Raw genomic sequence first — 21,887 nt, 5'->3', positions numbered from 1 at the left:
ACCTGCCCCTACGTCACCTCTCGCCGGTGTGATCGTGTGCAGTTTTTCAGACACAGTTTCGCCCGGTTCCCGGCGGAGACCCGCCATGCATGCAACGTTTTCCTGACGAAAGCGCTGGGTGCGATCGACCTCCCCGATACCCACCGCCGCGTAACTGGCGGGGGCAAAACTATAGGAATGGCTTATGACTCCCAGGAATTTCGCTCGTATGGGCGGCATTGCGCTGACCACCGCCCTGCTCGCCGGCGTCGCCGCGCCGGCCATGGCCGGGTCCTTCTATGTTCAGGAACAATCGACCCGCGGCCAGGGCCGCGCCAACTCGGGCGAAGGTGCCGACAAGGGCGTGCAGTCGCTGTGGTGGAACCCCGCCGCCATCGCCGGAACCGAGCGCCAGGTCTATGTCGGCATGCACGGCCTGATCCTCGACTCCGACGTCGACGACACGGGCTCAAGCCTGACCTACAACGTTCCTGGCGTGGGCTCCACGACCGAGACCGTGAATGGCGATCCGCACGTCCACAACGTGGTTGAGAGCGGCATCATCCCCAATTTCGCCGTCGCCATGCCGATCGGTGATCGCTTCAACGTCGGCCTGGCCGTACAGGCCCCGTTCAACTTCACCACCAAGTATGAGCCGACCGACTTCGCCCGCTACGACGCCCTGACTTCGGAACTGCGCTCGGCTAACGTCAGCCTGGTCGCGGCCATGACGGTCACCGACTGGCTGGATATCGGCGCCGGCTTCGACGCCCAGTACGCCAAGGCGACCCTGACCTCGGCCTTGCCGAACGTCGCTGTCCCGGGCGTGTTTGCGCCGACCTATGCGGTCTCGCCTAGCACTGACGGCCGCAACTCGCTGGAAGGCGACGGCTGGGATTACGGCTGGAACGCTGGCGCACAGATGCATTTCGGCAAGCTGGACCTGGGTCTGTCCTACCGCTCCAAGATCGAGCATGAGTTGGAAGGCGAAGTGAACATCTCCGGCCTGACTGGGATTCTGGCTGCGGCCAACGTCTCGGCCGACGGCGTCGCCAGCTTCAACACGCCCTGGTACGCCACCGTCTCGGCCCGCTACGCCGTCAACGACCGCCTGACCCTGAACGCCCAGGTCAACCAGATCGGCTGGAGCGAGTTCGACGCCATCCGCGTGGCTTATGGGACCACCGGTTCCTCGACCATCGTTCAGGACTATGACGACGTCACCACCGGCGCCATCGGCTTCGACTACAAGATCGATCCGACCATGACGGTCCGCGCCGGCCTGGGCTATGACCCGACCCCGACGCCGGACGATCACCGCACCGCCCGCATCCCGGACGGCGATCGCTTCCTCTATACCGCCGGCCTGTCCAAGACGATGGGCTCCATGACCTTCGACGGCGCTGTGACCTATATCGACATCGACACCGCGACGATCAACGACACGCGCGATGTCTATGGCAACGGCCTGGTCATCTCGAACCTGCGCGGCGAAGCCCAGGGCCACGGCGTCGGCTTCTCGATGGGCGCGACCTGGAACTTCTAAGGTCTACATCCATCGGCTGAATCAAGAACGGCGGCTCCTGCAAAGGAGCCGCCGTTTTTTTATTGCTGATTTCGACCGCCACCCTCGGGGCAAGCCCGAGGGTGAACAGTTGGGATCAGCTCTTGGCGGCGCCGCCGTATCCCTTGCCGCCGTTAGACGGGCGACGCCGGGGACGGCGCTTCATTTCGCCTTCCGCCGGCTTGACGTTGTCGTTGATCGACGGGACGCGCTCGCCGGCCAGGGGATTGTAGGCGCGCTCGGGCCGCGGGGCCGCCGGAGTCTCGCCGGGACGGGCGCGACGCTGGCGATGGGGCTGGCCGCCGCCTTCGGGGCGCACGCCGTCGCGGTGCGGAACGCGGCTGCGTCCACGACCACCCCGGCCTCCCTCGTTGCGCTCGCCGCCTTCGCGTTCCGGCATGGTCGCCTTCTTGCCGACGCCGGTGGCCATGATGGTGGCGTCCAGCTGGCCCAGGGCCTTGTCGTTGCGGCGGTCGATGGCCGGGATCTTCTGGCGCGTGACCTTCTCGATGTCCTTCAGCAGTTTCATCTCGTCGCCGGCGACGAAGCTGACGGCCGTGCCGTCCTTGCCTGCACGGGCGGTGCGGCCGATGCGGTGGACATAGCTTTCCGGCACGTGCGGCAGTTCGAAGTTCACGACGTGCGAGACGCCGTCGACGTCGATGCCGCGCGCGGCGATGTCGGTGGCGACCAGGACACGCAGCTTGCCTTTCTTGAAGGCTTCCAGCGTGCGTTCACGCTGGGGCTGGGACTTGTTGCCGTGGATGGCGCCGGCCTCGACCCCGCCCGCTTCCAGATAGGCCGCGACCTTGTCGGCGCCGTGCTTGGTCTTGGTGAAGACCAGGCAGCGCGTGTACTCGGGATCGCTGAACATCTCGGTCAGCAGGGCGCGCTTGCGGCCCTGTTCGACGTGGACGACCGACTGGCTGATGCGCTGGACGGTGGTGGATTGCGGCGTGACCTGGACCTTGACCGGGTCCTTCAGCAACTCACCCGCCAGCTTGCCGATCTCGGTCGGCATGGTCGCCGAGAAGAACAGGTTCTGGCGCTTGGCCGGGATGCGGCTGACGATCTGGCGGATCGGCTTGATGAAGCCCAGGTCCAGCATCTGGTCTGCCTCGTCCAGCACGAAGATCTCGGTCGAGGACAGGTCCAGGTTCTTCTGCTGGATGTGGTCCAGCAGACGGCCGGGCGCCGCGACCAGGATGTCTAAACCCTGTTGCAGGGCCCGCTCCTGGGCGCCGTATTTCACGCCGCCGAAGATGACCGCGACCCGGAAGCCCAGGTGGGCGCCGTAAGCCTTGAAGCTGTCGCCGATCTGGGTGGCCAGTTCACGGGTGGGCGACAGGACCAGCACACGCGTCGTGCGCGGCTTGGGGGCGATGCGGTTCTCGGCCAGGCGGTGCAGGATCGGCAGGGCGAAGGCGGCGGTCTTGCCGGTGCCGGTTTGGGCGATGCCCAGCAGGTCCTTGCCCGCCATGACGTCGGGGATGGCCTTTTCCTGGATCGGGGTCGGCTTGGTGTAGCCTTCCGACGCCAGCGCCTGAAGAAGGGCCTTGTTCAGGCCCATGGATTCGAATGTGGTGCTCACAGCAGTGTCTTTCGCGTGCGGCAGGGCGCATCTGGCCATGGCATGACGCCTTGGGGCCGCGCACCGCCAGTCCCGACGGGGCTTCGAGACGAAGCCTGCGGGGTGGATCGGGCGCCGCCCCGCGTGTCCGGGCAGCGAATGAACTTGAGGGGCCGGCGGCTTCTACAGACAGGTCCGAAACGGACTTACACGCGCTGGAGACGCCGGAGATCGCGATTGTGCGACGCAGCGCAAATGGACGCTCGGCGACATAAAGTCAAGCCGACGGTTGCGTCGCCTCCGACCTGACGTCAGCTCTGGCCGAAGGTGTCGCAGGCGGCCGGGTCGCCTGACTGGTATCCGCGCTGCAGCCATTCGACCCGCTGAGCCGACGAGCCGTGGGTGAAGCTTTCGGGCGAGACCCGGCCCCCGCCGCGCCGTTGCAGCGTATCGTCGCCGATGGCCTGGGCGGTCTTCATGCCCTCTTCGAACTCGCCTGCGTCAAGGGCGACCTGGCCGTTCGAGACGGCCGAAGCGTTTTTGGCCCAGACGCCGGCGTAGCAGTCGGCTTGAAGCTCCAGCGCGACGGAATACTGGTTGGCCGCGGCCTCCCCGCCACTGCCGTTTCTGGCGCGCTGCTGGGCCTCGCGAACCTGGTCCGAAGTTCCGGTCAGGGTTTGGACGTGGTGGCCGAACTCATGGGCGATGACATAGGCGCGGGCGAAGTCGGCGCCCGAGGCGCCCAGTTGCGTCTCCATCTCCTGCCAGAACCCCAGGTCCAGATAGACCGTCTTGTCGGTCGGGCAATAGAAGGGGCCCATTGCCGATTGGCCCATGCCGCAGCCGGTTGCGGTGCCTTGTTCGTAAAGGACGATCCTGGGTGGTTTATAGCCGTTCAGCTTCTGCGCCCAGACGTCGTTGATGTTGGCCCCGATCACATCTACGAACTGGCCGGCCTGATCCTCCGGCGTTCCGGTCTGGCCCTGCTGCTGCTCGGCGCCGACGCCGCCGAACTGGCTGGCGAGCTGGGTCGTGGTCGAGGGATCGATGCCGAAGACCAGGTAGCCGATGATGGCCAGGACCCCGACGCCAAGGCCGCCGCCTGCGATGGCGCCGCCGCCCATGCCGCGTCGATCCTCGACGCCGCCGCCCGTCCGTCCACCCTTCCAGCGCATCTCGGTTCCCCCGCGACCTATCCCGTCAAGCTAGGCCACAACGCGGGTGGAGGGGAAGGGATGCGTCAGTTCGGACGCTTCATCGCGGACGGGCCAGCCACGCGTCGATCTGGTTTGTGCCCTGGACGGTCTGCTGGCGGCGTTCGGCGGCGGATTCGCGCAGGGCCCGTTCCTGTTCGACGCCGTACAGCGGGCGGGGCGGCGTGGCGGGCGATTGTGTCGGCTCGCGCGCTGCTTCGATGGCGCGAAGGCGAAGCTGGGTCTCGATCTGTTGCTGGCGGGCCTGGCTGGCGTTCGCCTGAGCCTGAAGACGCAGCCGTTCGTTCTCGTAGCGGTGCTGGTCGGCGATGGCGGCCGGAACGCCGCCGGGATAGGGGGCGTGGGGCTGGCGATAGGGCGGCTGTATCTGCCCCAGGGCGGGCGTCGCGCCCGCCAGCAGTAGGGGCGTCATCAGGGCGGTCAGGATGGGTCTGTGGCGCATGGAACCGACATGGGGGCGCGGTCGGCCATCGCCAAGCGAGGCAGCAACCGTTTGGCTTGCGACGGGTTCATCGGCGACCCCTCAAATCGCCAAAGGAGCATTTGTCATGGCCCAGATTCTTTCCGGAAAGACCGTCGCCATTCTGGCCACCGACGGCGTCGAACTCGTCGAGTTGAACGACCCCATGAAGGCGTTGAAGGACGCGGGCGCTGTGGTCGAGATCGTCTCGCTGAAGGCGGGTCCGTTCCAGGGCTTCGACCATCTGACGCCGGGCGAGAAGGTGACGGCCGACAAGGCCGTCGCCGGCGTGGACGCTTCGGCCTATTCGGCGCTGCTTCTGCCGGGCGGCGTGGCCAATCCGGACCAGTTGCGGGCCGATAAGGACGCGGTCAAGTTTGTGCGCGCCTTCTTCGACGCCGGCAAGCCCGTGGCCGCCATCTGCCACGCGCCCTGGCTGCTGATCGAGGCGGGCGTGGTCGAGGGGCGGACGCTGACCGCCTTCCCCAGCATCCGCACGGACCTGAGGAACGCCGGGGCCGATGTCGTCGATGAGGCGGTGGTGGTGGATCAGGGGATGGTCACCAGCCGACGCCCCGAGGACATCCCAGCCTTCAACGAAAAGATGATCGAGGAATTCGCCGAGGGCCGGGGCGGTGGAGAGAGTGGCGCCGCACACACCGTCTGACTGTCCGGAGCCTGATATTGTGTCAATGCTGAAATAGTGGTTGAAAAACAGGCGTTTGATTGGATTTTGAGATGATTCTTGCACGAGTCGGTCGACGGGACGTCCGACCATCGGTCGAGCGGGACATCGTCGCCTCCGATCAGGAGCCAGGAATGCAGGTATCATCCGCATCCTCGGCCTCTGCCGGTCTGTCGCTTCAGGCCCTGCGCGACCTGTTTCAGACCCAGAGCGCCGAATCTACCGGGCAAAACTCGCCTAGCGAGGGACTGTTCAGCCCCCATCAGGGGACCTCGTCGTCCTCGCCGCCGTCCGGTCCGCCACCCGCAAGCTCGGCCTCGAGCGGCCTTAGTTCGGACACAATGTCCGCCTTGCTCGAAAGTCAGGAGAGCGCGTCGACAGGTCAGGATTTCATCAGCGACCTGATTTCGGATCTCGATTCCGACGGTGACGGCGGCTTGAGCCTGACCGAGGTTGGAACCGCGCTCGGGGTTTCCGACACCTCGGAAATCTCTGACGCCTTCGCCTCGCTGGATACCGACAGCGACGGGGTGATGAGCGCCGAGGAGCTGGAGTCCGGCTTGCAGGCCATGGGCCCGCCACCGGGCGGAGCGCCTCCCGGCGGCGCTGCGCCGGCCTCGGCCGAGGAGACTGCCGAGACAGTGTTCGACGCCGCTGACACCAATGAAGACGGCACGGTCAGCCTGGAAGAGTTGATGGCGTCGCTGCAAGAGGATGACTCCTCGAGCATTAGCGACACCTTTACGGCTCTGGATACCGACAGCGATGGCGGCCTTAGCGTCGACGAACTGACTTCAGCGTTCAAGTCCATGATGAGCAAACAGGTCGAGTCCTACGGTCGCTGGTCGTCCGAGGAGACGACCGGCAGCTTGATGGCGGCGGCTTGACGTTAGAACGGATGGACCTGGCGGGGCGGCGACGCTCCGCCGGGTTTTTTTACGGCATGGCCCACACCGAGGATCGTTTGATCTCCTGGTCTTCCAGCTCACGCGTGGTGGGCACGCTGTATTCGGCGAGGAATTCCAGGCCCGATCGAGGGAAATAGGTGCGGCCTGGATCGCCGATCAGGACGCGGGTTCCCGCGGCGCGGGCCCGGGCCAGCCAGGCGAGCACGGCGTCGGTCATCGGTTTTTCGTAGCAGATGTCGCCGGCGCAGATGACATCGACCGGCGGGGGCGGGGCGTTGAGCAGGTTCTGATCGGTGAAGGCCAGCGTCACGCCGTTGGCCTGGGCGTTGGCGGCGACGGCGGCCTGACAGAAGGGGTCGATGTCGGCGCACAGGACCGAGGCCGCGCCAGCCCGCATGGCCGCCACCCCTACTAGGCCGGACCCGGCGGCGAAGTCCAGCACCTGTTTGCCGGCGACCTCATGCGGGTGATCCTGGAGGTAGCGGCCCAGCGCCTGCCCCCCGGCCCAGGCGAAGGCCCAGAAGGGCGGGGGCAGGCCCAGCTCGCCCAGTTCTTCCTCCGTCAGCCGCCAGATGGGCGTGATCTCGTCCGCCAGCCAGAGCGAGATTTCCGGCGCGTGCGGCACGGTCTGGAGCCGCGTGTTGGCGCGGATGAAGGCGGCGGGATCGGCGATGCTCATCCGGGGCGGCGCGTGGCGGTCTTCAGTACGCTGACATAGCCCGACGCGACCTCCATGTCGGCGGCCTGGGGACGGCCGTGGACGGCGCGGTGCAGGGCCGGCAACTTCCAGCAGGGCACGTGCATGAACAGGTGATGTTCGGCGTGGAAGTTGACCCAGTAGGGGGCGATGAAGGCGCGCTCCCACCAGGCGACGCGGGTGGTGCGGGCGGCGCGGAAGGCGTCGGCGGCCGAGCCCTCGACGCAGGCGTGTTCGGCGATGTTTCTCAGCCGCGTCACCATCGGGAACCAGGTCGCCATCGGCAGCAGCCAAAGGGCGAAGAAGGCCCACCAGACCCCGGCCGCGACGAAGCCCGCCAGCAGGACGGCGTTGAAGGCGAGGAAGGGCAGGACCGAGCGGCCGGTGACGACGGCTTCATATTGGTGGGCGCTATCGCTCATTGTTTGTGCGCTGTCGCCCTTCGGGCTGCTTGAGCGCCGTTGGGCCAGCGGCAGCAGCACCCGCTGCTTGAAGAAGGTCTGGCCGGTCAGGTCGCGGATCAGCTTGCGCTGCAGGGAGGCGGGCGACACGGGGAAGGGGGCCGACAGCATCAGGTCGGGATCCTCCGGCTGCTGGGCGAAGCGGTGGTGGGCCAGGTGATAGGGGCGATAGGCGGTCAGGCTGGCGCCGATCGGCACGGCGCACAGCCAGTGGCCGAGAAAATCGTTCAGCCGCAGGTTCCGGGACAGGCCGCCGTGCGCCGACTCGTGCATCAGGATCGCCAGACCCAGCTGGCGCGTGCCGATCACCATGACGCACAGCGGGATCAGCCAGGGGATCAGCACCCCCGCGACGACCGCAATCGCGATCACGGCCCAACAGTGGGCGACCAGCAGCGGACCGACCCAGGCCGAGCGGGTCTGGAACGGCGCCCATTCCTCGGTCGTGAACAGGACGGATGCGGCTATGCGCGGGGCGACGGGCATGGCGGCATTCTAGTCCTTAAGGGGGATATGGAGAAGCAATGCGATGATGTGTGGTGTTCCTTACAAAAAGTCAGGTTGACATGACATTTGGCCGATGTAAGGTTGGCCTTACACAAGGAGGCGGACATGTTGTCTTTCGGAAAATCAACTACCCCGGCGCACCGGCGATACGTCATTCGCATCATGGCCTTCACCATTCCCTATGTGGCGATCTGCGTGTCCATGATGACGACGGACGCCTTCGACGAGGTGATGGGAAAGCCGGCGGCCTGGGGGCTGGCGGCGGTGGTCTCGGCACCGGTGATCGGCCAAATCTGGGCGGTGCTGTCCCTGATGCGGGAGAGCGACGAGTTCGTGCGAGGCGTGACGGCGAAACAATTCATCGTCGCCTCGGGGCTGGCCATGGCGGTCGCCACCTTCTGGGGGTTCGGCGAGAGCTTCGCCGGCGCGCCGCATATCGAGACCTGGCTAATCGTACCCCTGTTCTGGGGCATGTACGGAATCAGCGCGCCCTTCATCCGGAGCAGCCGATGAAGAACCGGCTGAAACTGCTGCGCGTCGAGCGCGGCTGGACCCAGGAGCAGTTGGGCCAGGCGCTGGGCGTGTCGCGACAGGCGGTGATCGCCCTGGAGACCGAGCGGCACGATCCGTCGCTGGATCTGGCCTACCGGATCGCGGCGGCCTTCGACCGACCGGTCGAGGAAATCTTCGAGAACCCGCACGCCTGACGGCGGCGGACCAAACCTGAAATCCAAGGGAGACATCCGATGTTCAACGCCTTCTTCAAGGCGCGCCCGCGCCTGCGCGCCGCCCTGTTCGGTCTGGCGGTCTGCACCCCGTCGCTGGTGGTCGGCGTCACCGCCGCCTTCGCCGAGCCAAGCGCCCAGGCGCCGGCCTTTGTTTCGGACCGGCTGTCGGTCGAGGTGGTGGGGGCGGGCCCCGATGTGATCCTGATCCCCGGTTTCGGCTGTTCGCGGGAGGTGTGGCGGGCCACGGCGGATCGGCTGAAAGCGACGCACCGGGTGCATCTGGTGCAGTTGGCGGGCTTCGCCGGCGAGGCCTGGAGCCACGACGACGGTCCCTTCGTCCAGCCTGTGGTCGAGGAACTGGACCGCTACATCCGCAGCCAAGCGTTGGAGAGACCGGCGGTGGTCGGTCATTCGATGGGCGCCTTGGCGGGACTGCTGCTGGCGCAACAGCATCCCGAGGCCGTCGGCCGGTTGATGAGCGTGGACAGCCTGCCCTTCTTCGGCGCGCTGCGGGGGCCGCAGGTGACGGTCGAGGCCATGAGGCCGGCGGCGGCGCAGACGGCGCAGAGCATTCTGGCCCTCTCGGACGAGTCGTTCCGCGCCGCCCAGGTCGGCAGCGCCCAGGGCATGACGCGGGACGCCGCGCTGCGGGTCAGGCTGGTCGACTGGACGACCGGGTCGGACCGCAGGGCCATGGCGGCGGCCATGCGGGACGTCCTGCTGACGGATGCGCGGCCGGGTCTTGCCGGCATGAGCACGCCGGTGACCGCTCTCTATGCCGCGGACGCCGACGGCGGGGCGAGGGCCGCCCAGGCGGATCAGGCCTGGGGTCACGAATATGCGCCCCTGCCCGGGGTCAAGCTGATCCGCGTCGACGGCAGCCGGCATTTCATCATGGCCGATCAGCCGCAGCGGTTCGCCGAACTGGTGGATCAGTTCTTGGCCGATTGATCGGTCGCCTTGGGCGTCACGTCCCCGGCCTTGACCGGCGCGCCGGCGAACTCGTCGGCGTAGGCCGGGTTGAGCAGGGTCCGGAAGACCGACTGGGGCACGGCGATCCGGTAGGGGCCGTCCGAATAGGGGCCGATCTGATAGGCGCCGATCAGGAAGATCACTCCGCCCGCCTTGCCCGGCGTGGTGCTGGGGGCCAGGACGAAGGGGGTGGAGACGGCCTTGGGGCAGGACCACATGTCGCCGCCCGGGGTCGCCGTCTCCGAGCCCGGCGACCGGGCCTGTTTGGCGGCGTTGGCGGCGTCGCACAGGGCCTTGTTCAAACCTGACAGGTCGGCGCCGGGGCGGAACAGGTCGGCGAAGCCGAGCTGCTTCTTCATCGCCTTGTCCCAGAGCACGGCCGAGAAGCTGGTGTTGGGATGGGCGCCGCCGGTGAACTCGAAATCGGTGCGGGCCAGGCTGAACAGCTTGCCGGTCTCGGCGCCGGGGTCGAAGGCGATGGTCTTCTCATAGGGATTGGAGCCGCCGCCGGCCTCGGACAGGTCGGCCTGGGCGCCTTCGGAGAACTGGCGCAGGTCGCGCACGGCGGCGGCGTAGAGGGGGGCGTGCAGATCGGGCTTGGATTTGACCGCGTCCGGCAGGGTCAGTTTGACCGTGGCGTACTGGGTCTTGGAATCGAAGCCCATCGGCGCGCCGGCGGCGGCGGGACTGACCGGGGCGGCGGCGGTCGGCGCGGGCGAGGGGGCGTCGGCCTTGTCCTCGCGCCTTTGGCAGGCGGCCAAGGTCGCGGCGACGGCGGCGGACAGCAGCAGAAGACGAACGGTGGAGGTCATGGGGGGCTCCTTCACAGGCCGAGGGATCCGAGGGCGAGGGCGGCCAGCAGGATGAAGCCCGCCTCTCGGTTGGACTTGAACAGGTTTAGCGCCAGGGCGCCGTCGGTGCGATCGAGACGGACGACCTGGCGGACCAGGTGGGCGGCGTAGAGGGCCAGGCCGACCCAGAACAGCAGGCCGAGGCCGGCGGCGAGGCCGGCCAGGGCGGCCAGGATCAGGCTGATCGCATAGAAGACGGCGACGCCGGGGCGGACGGCCGAGGCCAGGCGGCGGGCCGAGGATTTGACGCCGACCATGGCGTCGTCCTCGATGTCCTGAAGGGCGTAGATGGTGTCGTAGCCCAGGGTCCAGAAGACGCCGCCGAGGTAGAGGAGGACGGCGGGGATATAGGCCTGCCAGACCAGGGTGACGGCGTGACCGCTGTCGCTGGGGGCAGACCAGAGGAAGGGGCGGAACTCGCCGGCGATGTCGGCCGGCAGCAGCAGGGCGGCGGCAGCCAGGGGCAGGGCGGCGGCGAAGCCCATCAGGGCGCCCCAGTTGAAGGTCAGGCCCAGCCAGGCCTGGGGCCACCAGGTGATCCGTTTCATGAAGGGGTAGGCGGCGACCAGGGCCAGCGAGCCGACGCCCAGCAGGATGGCGACCTTGGGCAGGGTCAGCAGGATCATGAGGCTGATCAGGCTGCAACCGATCACGAAGGCCCAGGCCTGTTTGACGCTGATCAGGCCGGCGGGGATGGGACGCAGCGCGGTGCGGGCGACCCGGGCGTCGAAGTCGCGGTCGACGATGTCGTTGAAGGCGCAGCCCGCCGCGCGCATGAGACAGGCCCCGATGCCGAAGCCGACGAACAGCCACAGATCATAGAGGCCGGGCGGCTGGCGATACTGGGCCAGGGCGAGGGTGACGCCCTGCCAGCCGGGCAGGAGCAGCAGCCAGATGCCGATGGGCCGGTCGAACCGACCCAGCTTCAGCCAGGGCTTCAGCCGCTCCGGCGCATGGCGATCCACCCAGTTGGCGCCGGCGTCGGGAAGAGGGGCGGAGGTCATGGGCATGGCTTAGCCGGAATGGGGGGCAGGGTGAAGGCGTGACGAAGCGCTCCGTCCTTTCGGCGGAGTTGTGGAGGGCAGGACGGAGCGCCGGGCCTCGCCCGGGATGGATTAGTTTTTACCGTTTCGACGAAGACAGACGCTCCGCACGCAGGGTGTTTCTGCCGGCCGGGGATATTGAAGCGGCAGTTGTGATGCCTCTTCCCCAAGGCCTGCGTCAGGTCGGCGATCCCTGCGAAGGACCGTCCCGAGTGCGACCGGGTTCCTAACCCCGTGTCCTCCGCCGACGTTTCTGCGCGGGATGAGCCCACCGATGCACCGTCATGCGGCGCGAGGGAATTCCACCCCCGCCCCTGATCCCTACGCTCCCGCCGCCGCAAGGTCGCAGGCCTTACGAGCCCTCCTAGCGACGAGACCGGGGAGATTATGAGGGGGTTTTGGGGGGTGGTTGGTTGGAGGGGGTGAGAATCTGGGAAGGCGCTGGAATCATTGAAATGAGACCAGCGTCATTAGGATAGTTGATCACGTTCGGGCCCCCTCCGTCTCGCCGCTGCGCGGCGATCCACCTCCCCCAGGGGGGGGGAGGATTTCGGTGTTCGCATTCCTCCCCCCTTGGGGGAGGTGTCGCGGCGCAGAGCTCCGCGACGGAGGGGGCTTTCCCGGGGTCAGTTCTGGTACACGTCGCCCGAACCGGCGATTTCGCTGGTCAGTTTGGCCGGGCGGGTGGCCAGGGTGACGTCGCCGGAGCCGGCGATGCTGATCTGGACGTCGCCGGTGGGGGCGATGTCGGCGTCGCCGGAGCCGGCGATGTCGACGGTGGCGTCGCGGGCGTCCAGGGCCCGGAGATCGGCGTCGCCCGAACCGGCGATGTCGATGTCGAGGGCGTCGGTGCGGCCGGCGGCGGTGACATCGGCCGAGCCGGAGATCGACAGGGCCATCGACGGCTGGTCATAGCCGGTGATGTCGAGGTCGCCGGAGCCGCTGGAGGCGAAGCGGCGGACGTTGGGCGCCGTGACGACGACGCGCAGTTCGTCGCGTTCCGACCGGGCGGAGAAGTTTCCGCTGTCCCAGCCCCACACGATCCGTTCGTCGCCGTCGCCCAGGGACAGGCGGCCGTCCGTCAGAGTGACCCGGTCGGTCAGGCCCTTTGGACCGGTGATGACCACAGTGTTGGCCGGGCCCTGGACATATTCGACGTCGATGCTGGATTCGACGCTGAGGGTCTCGCCGCCGGTCCAGGCCAGGGTGCGGGTGGTGAGGGGACCGAGATCGTCGGTCCCGCCGCCCCTGACCCGTTCGAAGCGGATGGTTTCGCCGTCCCGGTCCTTGATGGTCCAGGCCCAGCCGTGGCGTTGGAGGTCGTGGCCGCCGAGGGCGATGGCGCCGCCGACGGTGACGATGCAGAGCACCAGGGCGGCGCCGGCGATGATGAACAGTGTGCGGATCATAGCGAGCCTCCCGTGCTCGTGACTTCGGCCTTGGTTTCATAGGACTGGGGTTCAAGCGCCGGCTTCAGCAGCCGGTAGTGCAGGCGGGCGTACCAGACCACGCCGTTGACCAGCCAGATGGTGACGATGGTCAGAAGGGCGCCGATGAAGACGGCCCCGGCCATCAGGCCCAGACCCATCAGGATGGCGGCGAACGGGCCGCCGGGGAAGCCGGCGAAGGGACCGACCACCATGACGCCGCCGCCCGAGATGAACAGGGTGATGGCGGCGATGAAGAAGCCGAACAGGGTCCCGACCACGCCCATCAGGATGGGCAGGAGGATCAGGATGTCGATGGCCCCCAGGCCCAGGACGGCGAAGACGGCGGCGGCGGCGGCGGAGGGGTTCTTCTCCTGACGCCAGCGCTGGATCCCGGCCTCGGCCTTCAGTTCGCGGGCCAGCCGGCCCGGATCGCCCAGGGCGGCGGCCACCTCGGCCTCGGTGCGGCCGGCGGCGAGGCCGTCGGCGAAATGGGTCTCATAGTCGGCGACGATGTCGGCCGCCGTGGCGGTCGGCAATCCGACCAGTCCGCTTCTGAGACGGGCGATGAATTCCGCGCGCGTCATTGTTCCGTTCCCTCCGGTTGAGCGTCGGCCGCCTGGGGCTCCGGCGTCTGGATCGTGGTTGCGTCGTTCGCCAGCACGGCGTCGACGGCCTGGGTGAAGGCCGACCATTCGACGGTCTGGGCGGCGAGGGCCGTCCGTCCGGCGTCGGTCAGGCGATAATATTTGCGGGACGGGCCGGACGAGGATTCGACCAGATAGGTCTCGACCTGTCCGTCCGACTGCATCCGCCGCATCAGGGGATAGATGGTGCCTTCCCCCATATCGATCGCGTCCGAAAGGCGGCTGGCGATCTCGTAGGCGTAGCTGTCGGCCCGGTTCAGGAGCGCCAGGACGCAAAGCCCCAGAACCCCCTTCTTCAGTTGTATCTCGATGGTTTCGGTCACCTCGATGTCTCCTTTGATGGAGATTGAGTACGACAAGGTACCTTGTGACGCAAGGTACCTGTTTAAACATGACGAAGGTTTAATCCGCAGCGTCGCGAGCGAACAATGCGGCGGGTTTGCGGCGTCGGTCGCGGGATCGCTTGGCAAGCGAAGGGCGATCCGATAGGGACTCGGCAGAGTGCCGGGCGGGATAACATGCTCGCGCGAAGACTTGCGAGCCATTCGCAAGTCTCTGCTGCTAAACGATATTATGGGGACTTCGTATGGGAATGGGGACGCGAGCCCTGACAAGAGCGAAGACGGCGACGTCGGCGGCGACAGCCGCAGGACTGGCCCTGTTCTTCGCCGCGCCGACCTGGGCGCAGGACCTGATGGGCCAGCCGACGCCGGGCGGCATCGACCTGCAGCCGGCCGCAGCGCCGCTGAAGCACGACGCCATCTGGTTCCACAATATCGTGCTGATGCCGGTGATCACCGGGATTACGCTGCTGGTGCTGGCCCTGCTGGCCTGGATCGTGTTCCGCTACAACAAGAAGTCCAATCCGGCGCCCGCGCGCTGGAGCCACAACACCACCGTCGAAATCATCTGGACGGTGCTGCCGGTGGTGATTCTGGTCTTCATCTCCCTGTTCTCGTTCCGGCTGCTGTTCGCCTATCACGACATGCCCGAGCCGGACCTGACGGTGAAGGTCACGGGCAACCAGTGGAACTGGGCCTATGAATATCCCGACCAGGGGGTGGCCGAATACATCTCCAACATGGTGCCCGAGGCCGAGCTGGCCGAGCGCGGCCTGCCGCACAGCGTCTATCGCCTGGCGGCGGACGAGCCGATGGTGGTGCCGGTCGGCAAGACGGTGCGCCTGCTGATCACCGCCTCCGACGTGATCCACGCCGTCGCCCTGCCGGCCTTCGGCCTGAAGACCGACGCCGTGCCCGGCCGGGTCAACGAGACCTGGTTCAAGGCCGAACGCACCGGCGTCTTCTACGGCCAGTGCTCGGAACTGTGCGGCGTCGACCACGCCTTCATGCCGATCCAGATCAACGTGGTGTCCCAGGCCGAGTTCGAACGCTGGATCGCCTCCAAGGGCGGTTCGATGACGCCGAAGACGCCCGAGGCGGCGCCCGGCGGCACCGCCGCCCAGGTCGAGGCCGGAACCACCGGCGCGCCCGTCCTGGGGACGGCCTCGACCGGTCCGCAGATCGGCGACCAGACCGGCATACCGACCGCACAGACGGCGACAACGCCGACCGCTCAACCCGCTCCCGCCGCGGCCCCCGCCGCGCCGGCCGCCCAGTAAGAGGCGAGCAGTTCCATGGCTGACGCTATCATCTCGACCCGCGACGCGCTTCACGCGCCCGAGGCCCATCATCACGACGACCACAAGCCGGGCTTCTTCACCCGCTGGTTCCTGTCGACCAATCACAAGGACATCGGCACCCTGTACCTGCTGTTCGCCATCATGGCGGGCGTGGTCGGGGGCGCCCTGTCGGGCCTGATCCGCTGGGAACTGGCCGAGCCGGGCATCCAGATCTTCAAGGAAGGCTCGTCGATCCAGCTGCTGGGTCTCGTGGAGCAGTCCAAGCACGGCTACAACGTAACCGTCACGGCCCACGCCCTGATCATGATCTTCTTCATGGTCATGCCCGCCATGATCGGCGGCTTCGGCAACTGGTTCGTGCCGATCATGATCGGGGCGCCGGACATGGCCTTCCCGCGCATGAACAACATCTCCTTCTGGCTGCTGGTGGCGGCCTGGTGCCTGCTGGTGCTGTCGATGTTCACCGACGGCGGGCCGGGCAAGGGCTTCGGCGGGGGCTGGACGGCCTATCCGCCGCTGTCGACCACGGGCCACGTCGGCCCCGCCTTCGACCTGGCCATCTTCGCCCTGCACGTGGCGGGCGCCAGCTCGATCCTGGGGGCGATCAACTTCATCACGACGATCCTGAACATGCGCGCGCCGGGCATGACCCTGCACCGGATGCCGCTGTTCGCCTGGTCGGTGCTGATCACCGCCTTCCTGCTGCTGCTGTCGCTGCCGGTGCTGGCGGGGGCGATCACGATGTTGCTGACGGACCGCAACTTCAACACCCACTTCTTCGATCCGGCCGGCGGCGGCGACCCGATCATGTACCAGCACCTGTTCTGGTTCTTCGGTCACCCCGAGGTCTACATCCTGATCCTGCCGGGCTTCGGCATCATCAGCCACATCGTCTCGACCTTCAGCCGCAAGCCCGTGTTCGGCTATCTGGCCATGGCCTACGCCATGGTGGCCATCGGCTTCGTCGGCTTCATCGTGTGGGCGCACCACATGTACACGGTCGGGATGAGCATCAATCTGCGCGCCTATTTCATCGCCGCGACCATGATCATCGCGGTGCCGACGGGGGTGAAGATCTTCAGCTGGATCGCCACCATGTGGGGCGGGTCCATCAGCTTCAAGACGCCCATGCTGTGGGCCATCGGCTTCATCTTCCTGTTCACCATCGGCGGGGTGACCGGCGTGGTCCTGTCCAACGCGGGCATCGATTACAGCCTGCACGACACCTACTATGTCGTGGCCCACTTCCACTATGTGCTGTCGCTGGGCGCCGTCTTCGCCATCTTCGCGGGCTTCTACTACTGGTTCGAGAAGATGTTCGGGGTGAAGTACAACGAGTTCCTCGGCGCGACCCATTTCTGGATCATGTTCGTGGGCGTGAACCTGGTCTTCTTCCCGCAGCACTTCCTGGGCCTGCAGGGGATGCCGCGTCGCTACATCGACTATCCGGACGCCTTCACCCTGTGGAACCAGATCTCGTCAATCGGCTATGTGATCACCATCGTCGGGGTGATCGTCTTCCTGATCATGCTGGCCGAGGCGGCGATCCGTCGTCGTCCGGGCGTCGCCAATCCGTGGGGCGAGGGCGCCACCACACTGGAGTGGACCCTGTCCTCGCCGCCGCCGACGCACCAGTTCAATGAACTGCCGGTGGTCAAGGGCGACGAGCACTGATCCCGGGCTGACATCCCGAACAGCGGGCCGCTCTTTCCACGGAAGGGGCGGCCTTCTGCTTTGGGGTGTGTTATTCGCTCCCCATCCATGACCCCCGCACCCATGTCCCAAGACGTTCACGACCGTCCCGCGATTTCGACCGCCCAGCCGGAAGACTTTTTCCAGCTGCTGAAGCCACGCGTCATGTCGGTGGTGGTCTTCACCGCCGCGACCGGACTGGTCATGGCGCCGGGGTCGATGAACCCGCTGGTCGCCGCCATCGCCATCCTGTGCATCGCCGTGGGCGCAGGCGCAGCCGGGTCGCTGAACATGGCGCTGGAGGGCGAGACCGACGCCCTGATGCGGCGCACGCGCGGTCGGCCGGTGGCGGCGGGGCGTGTCCGGAAGAATGACGCCATGGCCTATGGCGTCATCCTGAGCCTGTTCTCGGTCATGCTGCTGGGCATGAACACCAACTGGTTCGCGGCCGGTCTGCTGGCCCTGACCATCGTCTATTACGCCGGCTTCTACACCCTGCTGCTGAAGCGTCGGACGCCGCAGAACATCGTCATCGGCGGGGCGGCGGGCGCCTTTCCGCCGGTGATCGGCTGGGCGGCGGCGACGGGCGAAGCGCCGTGGCAGGCCTGGCTGCTGTTCCTGATCATCTTCCTGTGGACCCCGCCGCACTCCTGGGCCCTGGCCCTGTATTCGGCCGGCGACTACGCCAAGGCGGGCATACCGATGATGCCGGTGGCGCGGGGCGCCAGGTCGACGCGGTTGCAGATTCTGATCTATTCGCTGGTCTTCGTGGCCTCGGCCGTGGCGCCGGCCCTGGTCGGCATGGGCGGGCTGATCTACGCCGTGGTGGCGGTCGCTGGCGGCCTTGGCTTCCTCGGTCTGGCCTGGCGGCTGTACCGGTCGCGCGCCGGGGACGAGCCGGACAAGGCTGATACGGTGGGACGCGAGGCCGCATTGTATGACGTGAAGGCCCAGGCCAAACCCGCGCGTGACCTGTTCGCCTTTTCGATCCTGTATCTGGTCGCCCTGTTCTCGGCCTTCCTGGTCGAGGCGCTGGCCGGCCTGGGAGTGTAACGAACCATGCGTCTGACGCCCGAGGAACTGCGCGCCCGCAAGCGGCGCAATGTCTGGATCGCGGCGGCCCTGGTGGCCTTCATCGTCCTGGTCTTCACCACCACGGTCCTGCGCCTGCAACAGAACCAGGCGACCGAACGCGCCCTGCTGGAAGGTTCGGCGCCGGCGGGGGCGGCTCCGCGATGACCAATCCCGGCCGCAAGAACCTGATCGCCATCATCTGCGTCCTGGGCGTGATGGGGATGACGGGCGCGGCCTTTGCGGCGGTGCCCCTGTACCGGATGTTCTGCCAGGTCACCGGCTTCGACGGCACGGTGCGTCGCGCCGAGAAGGCGCCGGACACGGTGCTGGACCAGACGGTGCTGGTTCGCTTCGACACCAATGTCCGCGGCCTGCCGATGACCTTCAAGGCAGAGCAGTCGACCCAGAGGGTGCGGATCGGGGCGACGGGCCTGGCCTATTTCGACGTCACCAACACCTCGGACCAGCCGATCCAGGTGCGGGCCGGCTATAATGTCGTGCCGGAGTATACCGGCCCCTATTTCCAGAAGCTGCAGTGTTTCTGCTTCCAGGATCAGACCCTGGCGGCGGGCGAGACGCGCCAGTTCCCGGTCCAGTATTTCATCGCCCCCGAACTGGCCACGGACCGCGAGGCCAAGGGCGCGCGCGAGATCACCCTGAGCTACACCTTCTATCCGTCGGTCGATGCGCCGACGGGACCGAACGCCTGATTCGATGGCCCAACCGGGTGTGGACTTCCCCGGCGTGGGCTGTGGGCTGGTGATCCAGCGGGCCGATGGGCGGGTGCTGCTGTGCAAACGGCTGAAGGCGCCCGAGGCGGGGCGCTGGAACATCGTCGGCGGCAAGGTCGATCACGGCGAATCCTCCGCCGAGGCCGCGCGTCGCGAGGCCGAGGAGGAGAGCGGGCTGACGATCGGCGCGGTCGAGTTCCTGTGCGTGGCCGAAGAGATCATCGCGGCGGATCGTCAGCACTGGGTGTCGCTGATCTATCTGGCGCGGGACTTCACCGGCGAGCCGTGGCTGACCGAGCCGGACAAGCTGTCCGAGATCGGCTGGTTCGCCCTGGACGACCTGCCGCAGCCGCTGTCGGTCTTCTCGAAGACGGCGTTCGCGGCCCTGGCGCAGCGTCAGAGCGCAGGCGCAGCGGCGTAGTCGGCCCACAGTTCGCGCAGGCTCTTGCCGGCCAGGACGCGCCACAGCTCGGGCGTATAGGTTCCGGCCCGCGCGTGGGCGTCGAGGTCGCGGACCACCCCGGCGTGGCCATGCGCCTCCAGCCAGGTCAGGAACCGGCCCGCGCCGCGATAGCCGCCTTCCAGCTTCTGGTCGGGCGAATAGTCGCCCAGGCTCCAGCCGCCGGCCGCATTGTCCACACCGTAGCGGTTGCGGACATAGTCGGCGATCCCCTCGGTCAGCCAGCCAGGGACCGGCTGGTCGCCATAGGCCTGGACCACGTGCATGGCCTCGTGCGTCACCACGTCGGTGTCGCCGGGATGCTGCTGGAAATAGCGGGTGCTGTACATCACCACGTCGCCGCCGGCGCCCGCGATTCCCTCCATCTTCGGGTCCATTATGAAGGTCACGCGCCGCGACGCCTGCGGATTGAAGTCGGCGGCGAGGCGGGGGTAGACGGCGAAGAAGGTCTCCACCATCCGGTCCGCCGTCGCCTGGTCGGTCGTGCCGGATTCGTCGCGGAAATCGAGGATGAAGCCGCCGTGTTCATAGACGCGGGTCTCAGCCGCCTGGGCCGCCCCGGCCGAAAGGGCGGCGGCGAGAAGGACGAGGGGCAGGGCGGAAGGTCGCATGGTCGGAATCCCGTTGGCGGCGGTTCAGTGTGACCACGACGGCCCTTCCGATGGCAAGGGGCGCCCGATCAGTCGCCGGCGATCCCGTCCAGATCAGCCTGGGCCTCGTCCGGCAGGATCAGATCGCCGGCGGCCAGGTTCTCTCGCAGGTGGGCGACCGAGGAGGTGCCGGGGATCAGCAGGATGTTGGGCGAGCGGCGCAGCAACCAGGCCAGGGCGACCTGCATCGGCGTGGCGCCCAGACGCGCGGCGACGTCCGACAGGGCGGTGGACTGAAGCGGGCTGAAACCGCCCAGGGGGAAGAAGGGCACATAGGCGATCCCGTCGCGCGCCAGGTCGTCGATCAGGGCGTCGTCGTGGCGGTGGGCCAGGTTGTACTGGTTCTGGACGCAGACGATGGGGCAGATGGCGCGACCCTCGGCCACCTGGGCGGCGGTGACATTGCTGAGGCCGATGTGACGCACCAGACCTTGTTGTTGCAGTTCGGCGAGCGGCTCCATCATCGGCGCGATGGCGCCTTCGGCCGGGCCGTGGACGTCGAACATGACGCGCAGATTGACGACGTCCATCGTCTCGCGGCCCAGATTACGCAGATTGTCGTGGACGGCCGCGACCAGATCCTCGGGCGAGAAGGCCGGCAGCCAGGCGCCGTCCGGCCCGCGCCGTGCGCCGACCTTGGTCACCAGGGTCAGGTCGTCGGGATAGGGGGACAGGGCCTCGCGAATCAGCTGGTTGGTGATGTGGGGGCCGTAGAAGTCGCTGGTGTCGATGTGGTTCACGCCCAGGGCCACGGCTTCGCGAAGCACGGCCAGGGCGGCCTCATGATCCTTGGGCGGGCCGAACACGCCGGGACCGGCGAGCTGCATGGCGCCGTAGCCGAGGCGGTTCACGCTTCGGTCGCCGAGTGGGAAGGTCGTGGGGGTGAGGGTGTCGGTGGTCATGATCGCGCTCCGTTCGGGGGACGATGTCGATCTAGGCGCTGGGCGGCTGCGCGATAATCGGGCAAGGTTCGGACGGGTTGTGCGGAAAGACGAACAATGAAGCCGGACCTCAGCGATTTGAACGCCTTCATGGCCGTGGCCCGCGCGGGCGGCTTCCGCGAGGGCGCGCGGCTGGGCGGGGCCAGCGCCTCAAGCCTGAGCGAAGCGGTTCGGCGGCTGGAGGAGCGGCTGGGCGTGCGGCTGCTGCACCGGACCACGCGCAGCGTGGCGCCGACCGAGGCGGGACAGAGGTTGCTGGAGCGGCTGACCCCGGCCCTCACCGAGGTGGAGGCGGCGCTGGAGAGTGTCGGCGACCTGCGTGACCGCCCGGCGGGGACCCTGAGGCTGAACGTGCCGGGCAGCGCGGCGCGTCTGGTTCTGCCTGCCATCGTGCCGGGCTTTCTGGCCGCCTATCCCGACATCCGGCTGGACCTGACGGTGGACGAGAACTTCGTCGATGTGCTGGCGGCCGGGTGCGACGCGGGCATTCGCTACGAGGAACGGCTGGAGCAGGATATGATCGCGGTGCCCATCGGACCGCGCCAACAGAAGTTTACCTGCGTCGCCGCGCCCGCCTACTGGAACCGGCGCGGGCGTCCGGTTCATCCCCGCGATTTGCTGGCGCACGACTGTCTGCGCGGGCGTTTTTCCAGCGGTGCCATGCCGCCGTGGGAGTTCGAACGCGCCGGCGAGGTCGTGATGATCGATCCCAAGGGGCCGTTGGTGTTCGGCTTCAACGGGGCGGCGGACCTGGCCGTCGATGCGACCGTGGCGGGCGTGGGGGTGATGTTCCTGTTCGAGGACTGGGTGAAACCCCTGATCGACAGCGGGGCGCTGGAGCCGGTTCTGGTCGACTGGCATCAGCCGTTCTCGGGGCCGTTCCTCTATTATTCGGGTCGTCGGCTGCCCCCTCCGCCGCTGCGGGCCTTCGTGGATTATGTGCGAACCCAAGCGCCGGATTGAGCGCAGGGCTTTCGATCAAGG

General features: G+C 67.4%; 25 protein-coding genes. 13 read left to right on the top strand and 12 right to left on the bottom strand.

Annotation, left to right across the window (positions count from 1 at the left end; genetic code table 11):
• Positions 1 to 184: 184 nt before the first annotated feature.
• Positions 185 to 1,525: an OmpP1/FadL family transporter gene (locus tag ACVPT3_RS13380; protein WP_492041363.1), complete on the top strand. Its 1,341-nt coding sequence runs from the start codon at positions 185 to 187 to the stop codon at positions 1,523 to 1,525.
• A gap of 115 nt (positions 1,526 to 1,640) precedes the next feature.
• On the opposite strand, the gene ACVPT3_RS13375 is transcribed toward ACVPT3_RS13380, so the two are convergent.
• The 3 genes from ACVPT3_RS13375 to ACVPT3_RS13365 form a co-directional block, all read right to left on the bottom strand.
• Positions 1,641 to 3,173 carry a DEAD/DEAH box helicase gene (locus tag ACVPT3_RS13375; RefSeq protein ID WP_492041362.1) on the bottom strand — a complete coding sequence of 511 codons (1,533 nt, stop codon included), beginning with the start codon at positions 3,171 to 3,173 and terminating at the stop codon, positions 1,641 to 1,643.
• Positions 3,174 to 3,424: 251 nt separating this feature from the next.
• Entirely contained in the window at positions 3,425 to 4,288 is an 864-nt protein-coding gene (gene ypfJ / locus ACVPT3_RS13370; RefSeq protein ID WP_492041361.1) for a KPN_02809 family neutral zinc metallopeptidase, read from the bottom strand.
• 79 nt (positions 4,289 to 4,367) lie between these two features.
• A complete protein-coding gene (locus ACVPT3_RS13365) occupies positions 4,368 to 4,769 on the bottom strand; it encodes a hypothetical protein (protein ID WP_492041360.1) in 402 nt (133 codons plus the stop codon).
• Between the two features lie 106 nt (positions 4,770 to 4,875).
• Here ACVPT3_RS13365 and ACVPT3_RS13360 point away from each other — a divergent pair, with 106 nt between their 5' ends.
• Both ACVPT3_RS13360 and ACVPT3_RS13355 read left to right on the top strand, forming a co-directional pair.
• A complete protein-coding gene (locus ACVPT3_RS13360) occupies positions 4,876 to 5,454 on the top strand; it encodes a type 1 glutamine amidotransferase domain-containing protein (RefSeq protein WP_492041359.1) in 579 nt (192 codons plus the stop codon).
• 359 nt (positions 5,455 to 5,813) lie between these two features.
• The gene (locus ACVPT3_RS13355; protein WP_492041358.1) at positions 5,814 to 6,359 is read left to right on the top strand and encodes an EF-hand domain-containing protein; all 546 of its coding nucleotides are present in this window, start codon (positions 5,814 to 5,816) and stop codon (positions 6,357 to 6,359) included.
• A gap of 49 nt (positions 6,360 to 6,408) precedes the next feature.
• On the opposite strand, the gene ACVPT3_RS13350 is transcribed toward ACVPT3_RS13355, so the two are convergent.
• Together ACVPT3_RS13350 and ACVPT3_RS13345 are read right to left on the bottom strand one after the other, a co-directional pair.
• A complete protein-coding gene (locus ACVPT3_RS13350) occupies positions 6,409 to 7,059 on the bottom strand; it encodes a class I SAM-dependent methyltransferase (protein WP_492041357.1) in 651 nt (216 codons plus the stop codon).
• Positions 7,056 to 8,024 (bottom strand): fatty acid desaturase family protein, encoded by a 969-nt coding sequence (locus tag ACVPT3_RS13345; RefSeq protein WP_492041356.1) that lies wholly within the window; start codon positions 8,022 to 8,024, stop codon positions 7,056 to 7,058. The genes ACVPT3_RS13350 and ACVPT3_RS13345 overlap by 4 nt, the downstream gene beginning before the upstream one ends.
• A gap of 183 nt (positions 8,025 to 8,207) precedes the next feature.
• On the opposite strand from ACVPT3_RS13345, the gene ACVPT3_RS13340 reads away from it, so the two are divergent.
• Genes ACVPT3_RS13340 through ACVPT3_RS13330 form a run of 3 tightly spaced genes read left to right on the top strand, consistent with a single transcriptional unit; the run spans position 8,208 to position 9,724 of the window.
• Positions 8,208 to 8,558, top strand: coding sequence for a hypothetical protein (locus tag ACVPT3_RS13340; protein WP_492041355.1), 351 nt, complete (start codon positions 8,208 to 8,210; stop codon positions 8,556 to 8,558).
• Positions 8,555 to 8,752: a helix-turn-helix transcriptional regulator gene (locus ACVPT3_RS13335; protein ID WP_008264044.1), complete on the top strand. Its 198-nt coding sequence runs from the start codon at positions 8,555 to 8,557 to the stop codon at positions 8,750 to 8,752. Before ACVPT3_RS13340 ends, ACVPT3_RS13335 begins: the two co-directional genes overlap by 4 nt.
• 39 nt (positions 8,753 to 8,791) lie before the next feature.
• Positions 8,792 to 9,724: an alpha/beta fold hydrolase gene (locus ACVPT3_RS13330; protein WP_492041354.1), complete on the top strand. Its 933-nt coding sequence runs from the start codon at positions 8,792 to 8,794 to the stop codon at positions 9,722 to 9,724.
• Here the strand turns inward: ACVPT3_RS13330 and ACVPT3_RS13325 are convergent.
• The 5 genes from ACVPT3_RS13325 to ACVPT3_RS13305 all read right to left on the bottom strand — a co-directional run bounded on the left by ACVPT3_RS13325 (position 9,706) and on the right by ACVPT3_RS13305 (position 14,036).
• On the bottom strand, positions 9,706 to 10,557 hold the full coding sequence (locus tag ACVPT3_RS13325; RefSeq protein WP_492041353.1) for a DUF3298 and DUF4163 domain-containing protein: 852 nt from the start codon (positions 10,555 to 10,557) through the stop codon (positions 9,706 to 9,708). The two genes, ACVPT3_RS13330 and ACVPT3_RS13325, sit on opposite strands and share 19 nt — an antisense overlap.
• An 11-nt stretch (positions 10,558 to 10,568) precedes the next feature.
• A complete protein-coding gene (locus ACVPT3_RS13320) occupies positions 10,569 to 11,600 on the bottom strand; it encodes a UbiA family prenyltransferase (protein WP_492041352.1) in 1,032 nt (343 codons plus the stop codon).
• A gap of 665 nt (positions 11,601 to 12,265) precedes the next feature.
• Positions 12,266 to 13,048, bottom strand: coding sequence for a head GIN domain-containing protein (locus ACVPT3_RS13315; RefSeq protein WP_492041351.1), 783 nt, complete (start codon positions 13,046 to 13,048; stop codon positions 12,266 to 12,268).
• Positions 13,045 to 13,653: a DUF1700 domain-containing protein gene (locus ACVPT3_RS13310; protein ID WP_492041350.1), complete on the bottom strand. Its 609-nt coding sequence runs from the start codon at positions 13,651 to 13,653 to the stop codon at positions 13,045 to 13,047. Before ACVPT3_RS13310 ends, ACVPT3_RS13315 begins: the two co-directional genes overlap by 4 nt.
• Positions 13,650 to 14,036: a PadR family transcriptional regulator gene (locus ACVPT3_RS13305; RefSeq protein WP_492041349.1), complete on the bottom strand. Its 387-nt coding sequence runs from the start codon at positions 14,034 to 14,036 to the stop codon at positions 13,650 to 13,652. The genes ACVPT3_RS13310 and ACVPT3_RS13305 overlap by 4 nt, the downstream gene beginning before the upstream one ends.
• 263 nt (positions 14,037 to 14,299) lie before the next feature.
• On the opposite strand from ACVPT3_RS13305, the gene coxB reads away from it, so the two are divergent.
• From coxB to ACVPT3_RS13275, 6 genes are all read left to right on the top strand, one after another.
• Complete coding sequence (gene coxB / locus ACVPT3_RS13300) at positions 14,300 to 15,334, top strand: cytochrome c oxidase subunit II (protein WP_492041348.1); 1,035 nt, start codon at positions 14,300 to 14,302, stop codon at positions 15,332 to 15,334.
• A gap of 15 nt (positions 15,335 to 15,349) precedes the next feature.
• Positions 15,350 to 17,029, top strand: coding sequence for a cytochrome c oxidase subunit I (ctaD, locus tag ACVPT3_RS13295; RefSeq protein ID WP_492041347.1), 1,680 nt, complete (start codon positions 15,350 to 15,352; stop codon positions 17,027 to 17,029).
• A gap of 102 nt (positions 17,030 to 17,131) precedes the next feature.
• Complete coding sequence (cyoE, locus tag ACVPT3_RS13290) at positions 17,132 to 18,100, top strand: heme o synthase (RefSeq protein WP_492041346.1); 969 nt, start codon at positions 17,132 to 17,134, stop codon at positions 18,098 to 18,100.
• Positions 18,101 to 18,106: 6 nt separating this feature from the next.
• The gene (locus tag ACVPT3_RS13285; protein ID WP_492041345.1) at positions 18,107 to 18,286 is read left to right on the top strand and encodes a cytochrome c oxidase system small membrane protein; all 180 of its coding nucleotides are present in this window, start codon (positions 18,107 to 18,109) and stop codon (positions 18,284 to 18,286) included.
• Positions 18,283 to 18,831: a cytochrome c oxidase assembly protein gene (locus ACVPT3_RS13280; RefSeq protein WP_492041344.1), complete on the top strand. Its 549-nt coding sequence runs from the start codon at positions 18,283 to 18,285 to the stop codon at positions 18,829 to 18,831. Before ACVPT3_RS13285 ends, ACVPT3_RS13280 begins: the two co-directional genes overlap by 4 nt.
• A gap of 4 nt (positions 18,832 to 18,835) precedes the next feature.
• Positions 18,836 to 19,273 carry an NUDIX domain-containing protein gene (locus ACVPT3_RS13275; protein ID WP_492041343.1) on the top strand — a complete coding sequence of 146 codons (438 nt, stop codon included), beginning with the start codon at positions 18,836 to 18,838 and terminating at the stop codon, positions 19,271 to 19,273.
• Here the strand turns inward: ACVPT3_RS13275 and ACVPT3_RS13270 are convergent.
• Positions 19,249 to 19,923, bottom strand: coding sequence for a basic secretory protein-like protein (locus tag ACVPT3_RS13270; protein ID WP_492041342.1), 675 nt, complete (start codon positions 19,921 to 19,923; stop codon positions 19,249 to 19,251). The genes ACVPT3_RS13275 and ACVPT3_RS13270 overlap by 25 nt on opposite strands.
• A 68-nt stretch (positions 19,924 to 19,991) precedes the next feature.
• Positions 19,992 to 20,864, bottom strand: a complete 873-nt coding sequence (locus ACVPT3_RS13265; protein ID WP_492041341.1) for an aldo/keto reductase family oxidoreductase — start codon at positions 20,862 to 20,864, stop codon at positions 19,992 to 19,994.
• 96 nt (positions 20,865 to 20,960) lie between these two features.
• On the opposite strand from ACVPT3_RS13265, the gene ACVPT3_RS13260 reads away from it, so the two are divergent.
• Positions 20,961 to 21,866 (top strand): LysR family transcriptional regulator, encoded by a 906-nt coding sequence (locus tag ACVPT3_RS13260; RefSeq protein ID WP_492041340.1) that lies wholly within the window; start codon positions 20,961 to 20,963, stop codon positions 21,864 to 21,866.
• Positions 21,867 to 21,887 lie beyond the last annotated feature (21 nt).

It is taken from the genome of Brevundimonas sp. FV1ps31S, assembly GCF_058681265.1.
Note: the sequence above shows the minus strand (reverse complement) of the source record. Positions and strands in the feature narration are given on the sequence as shown.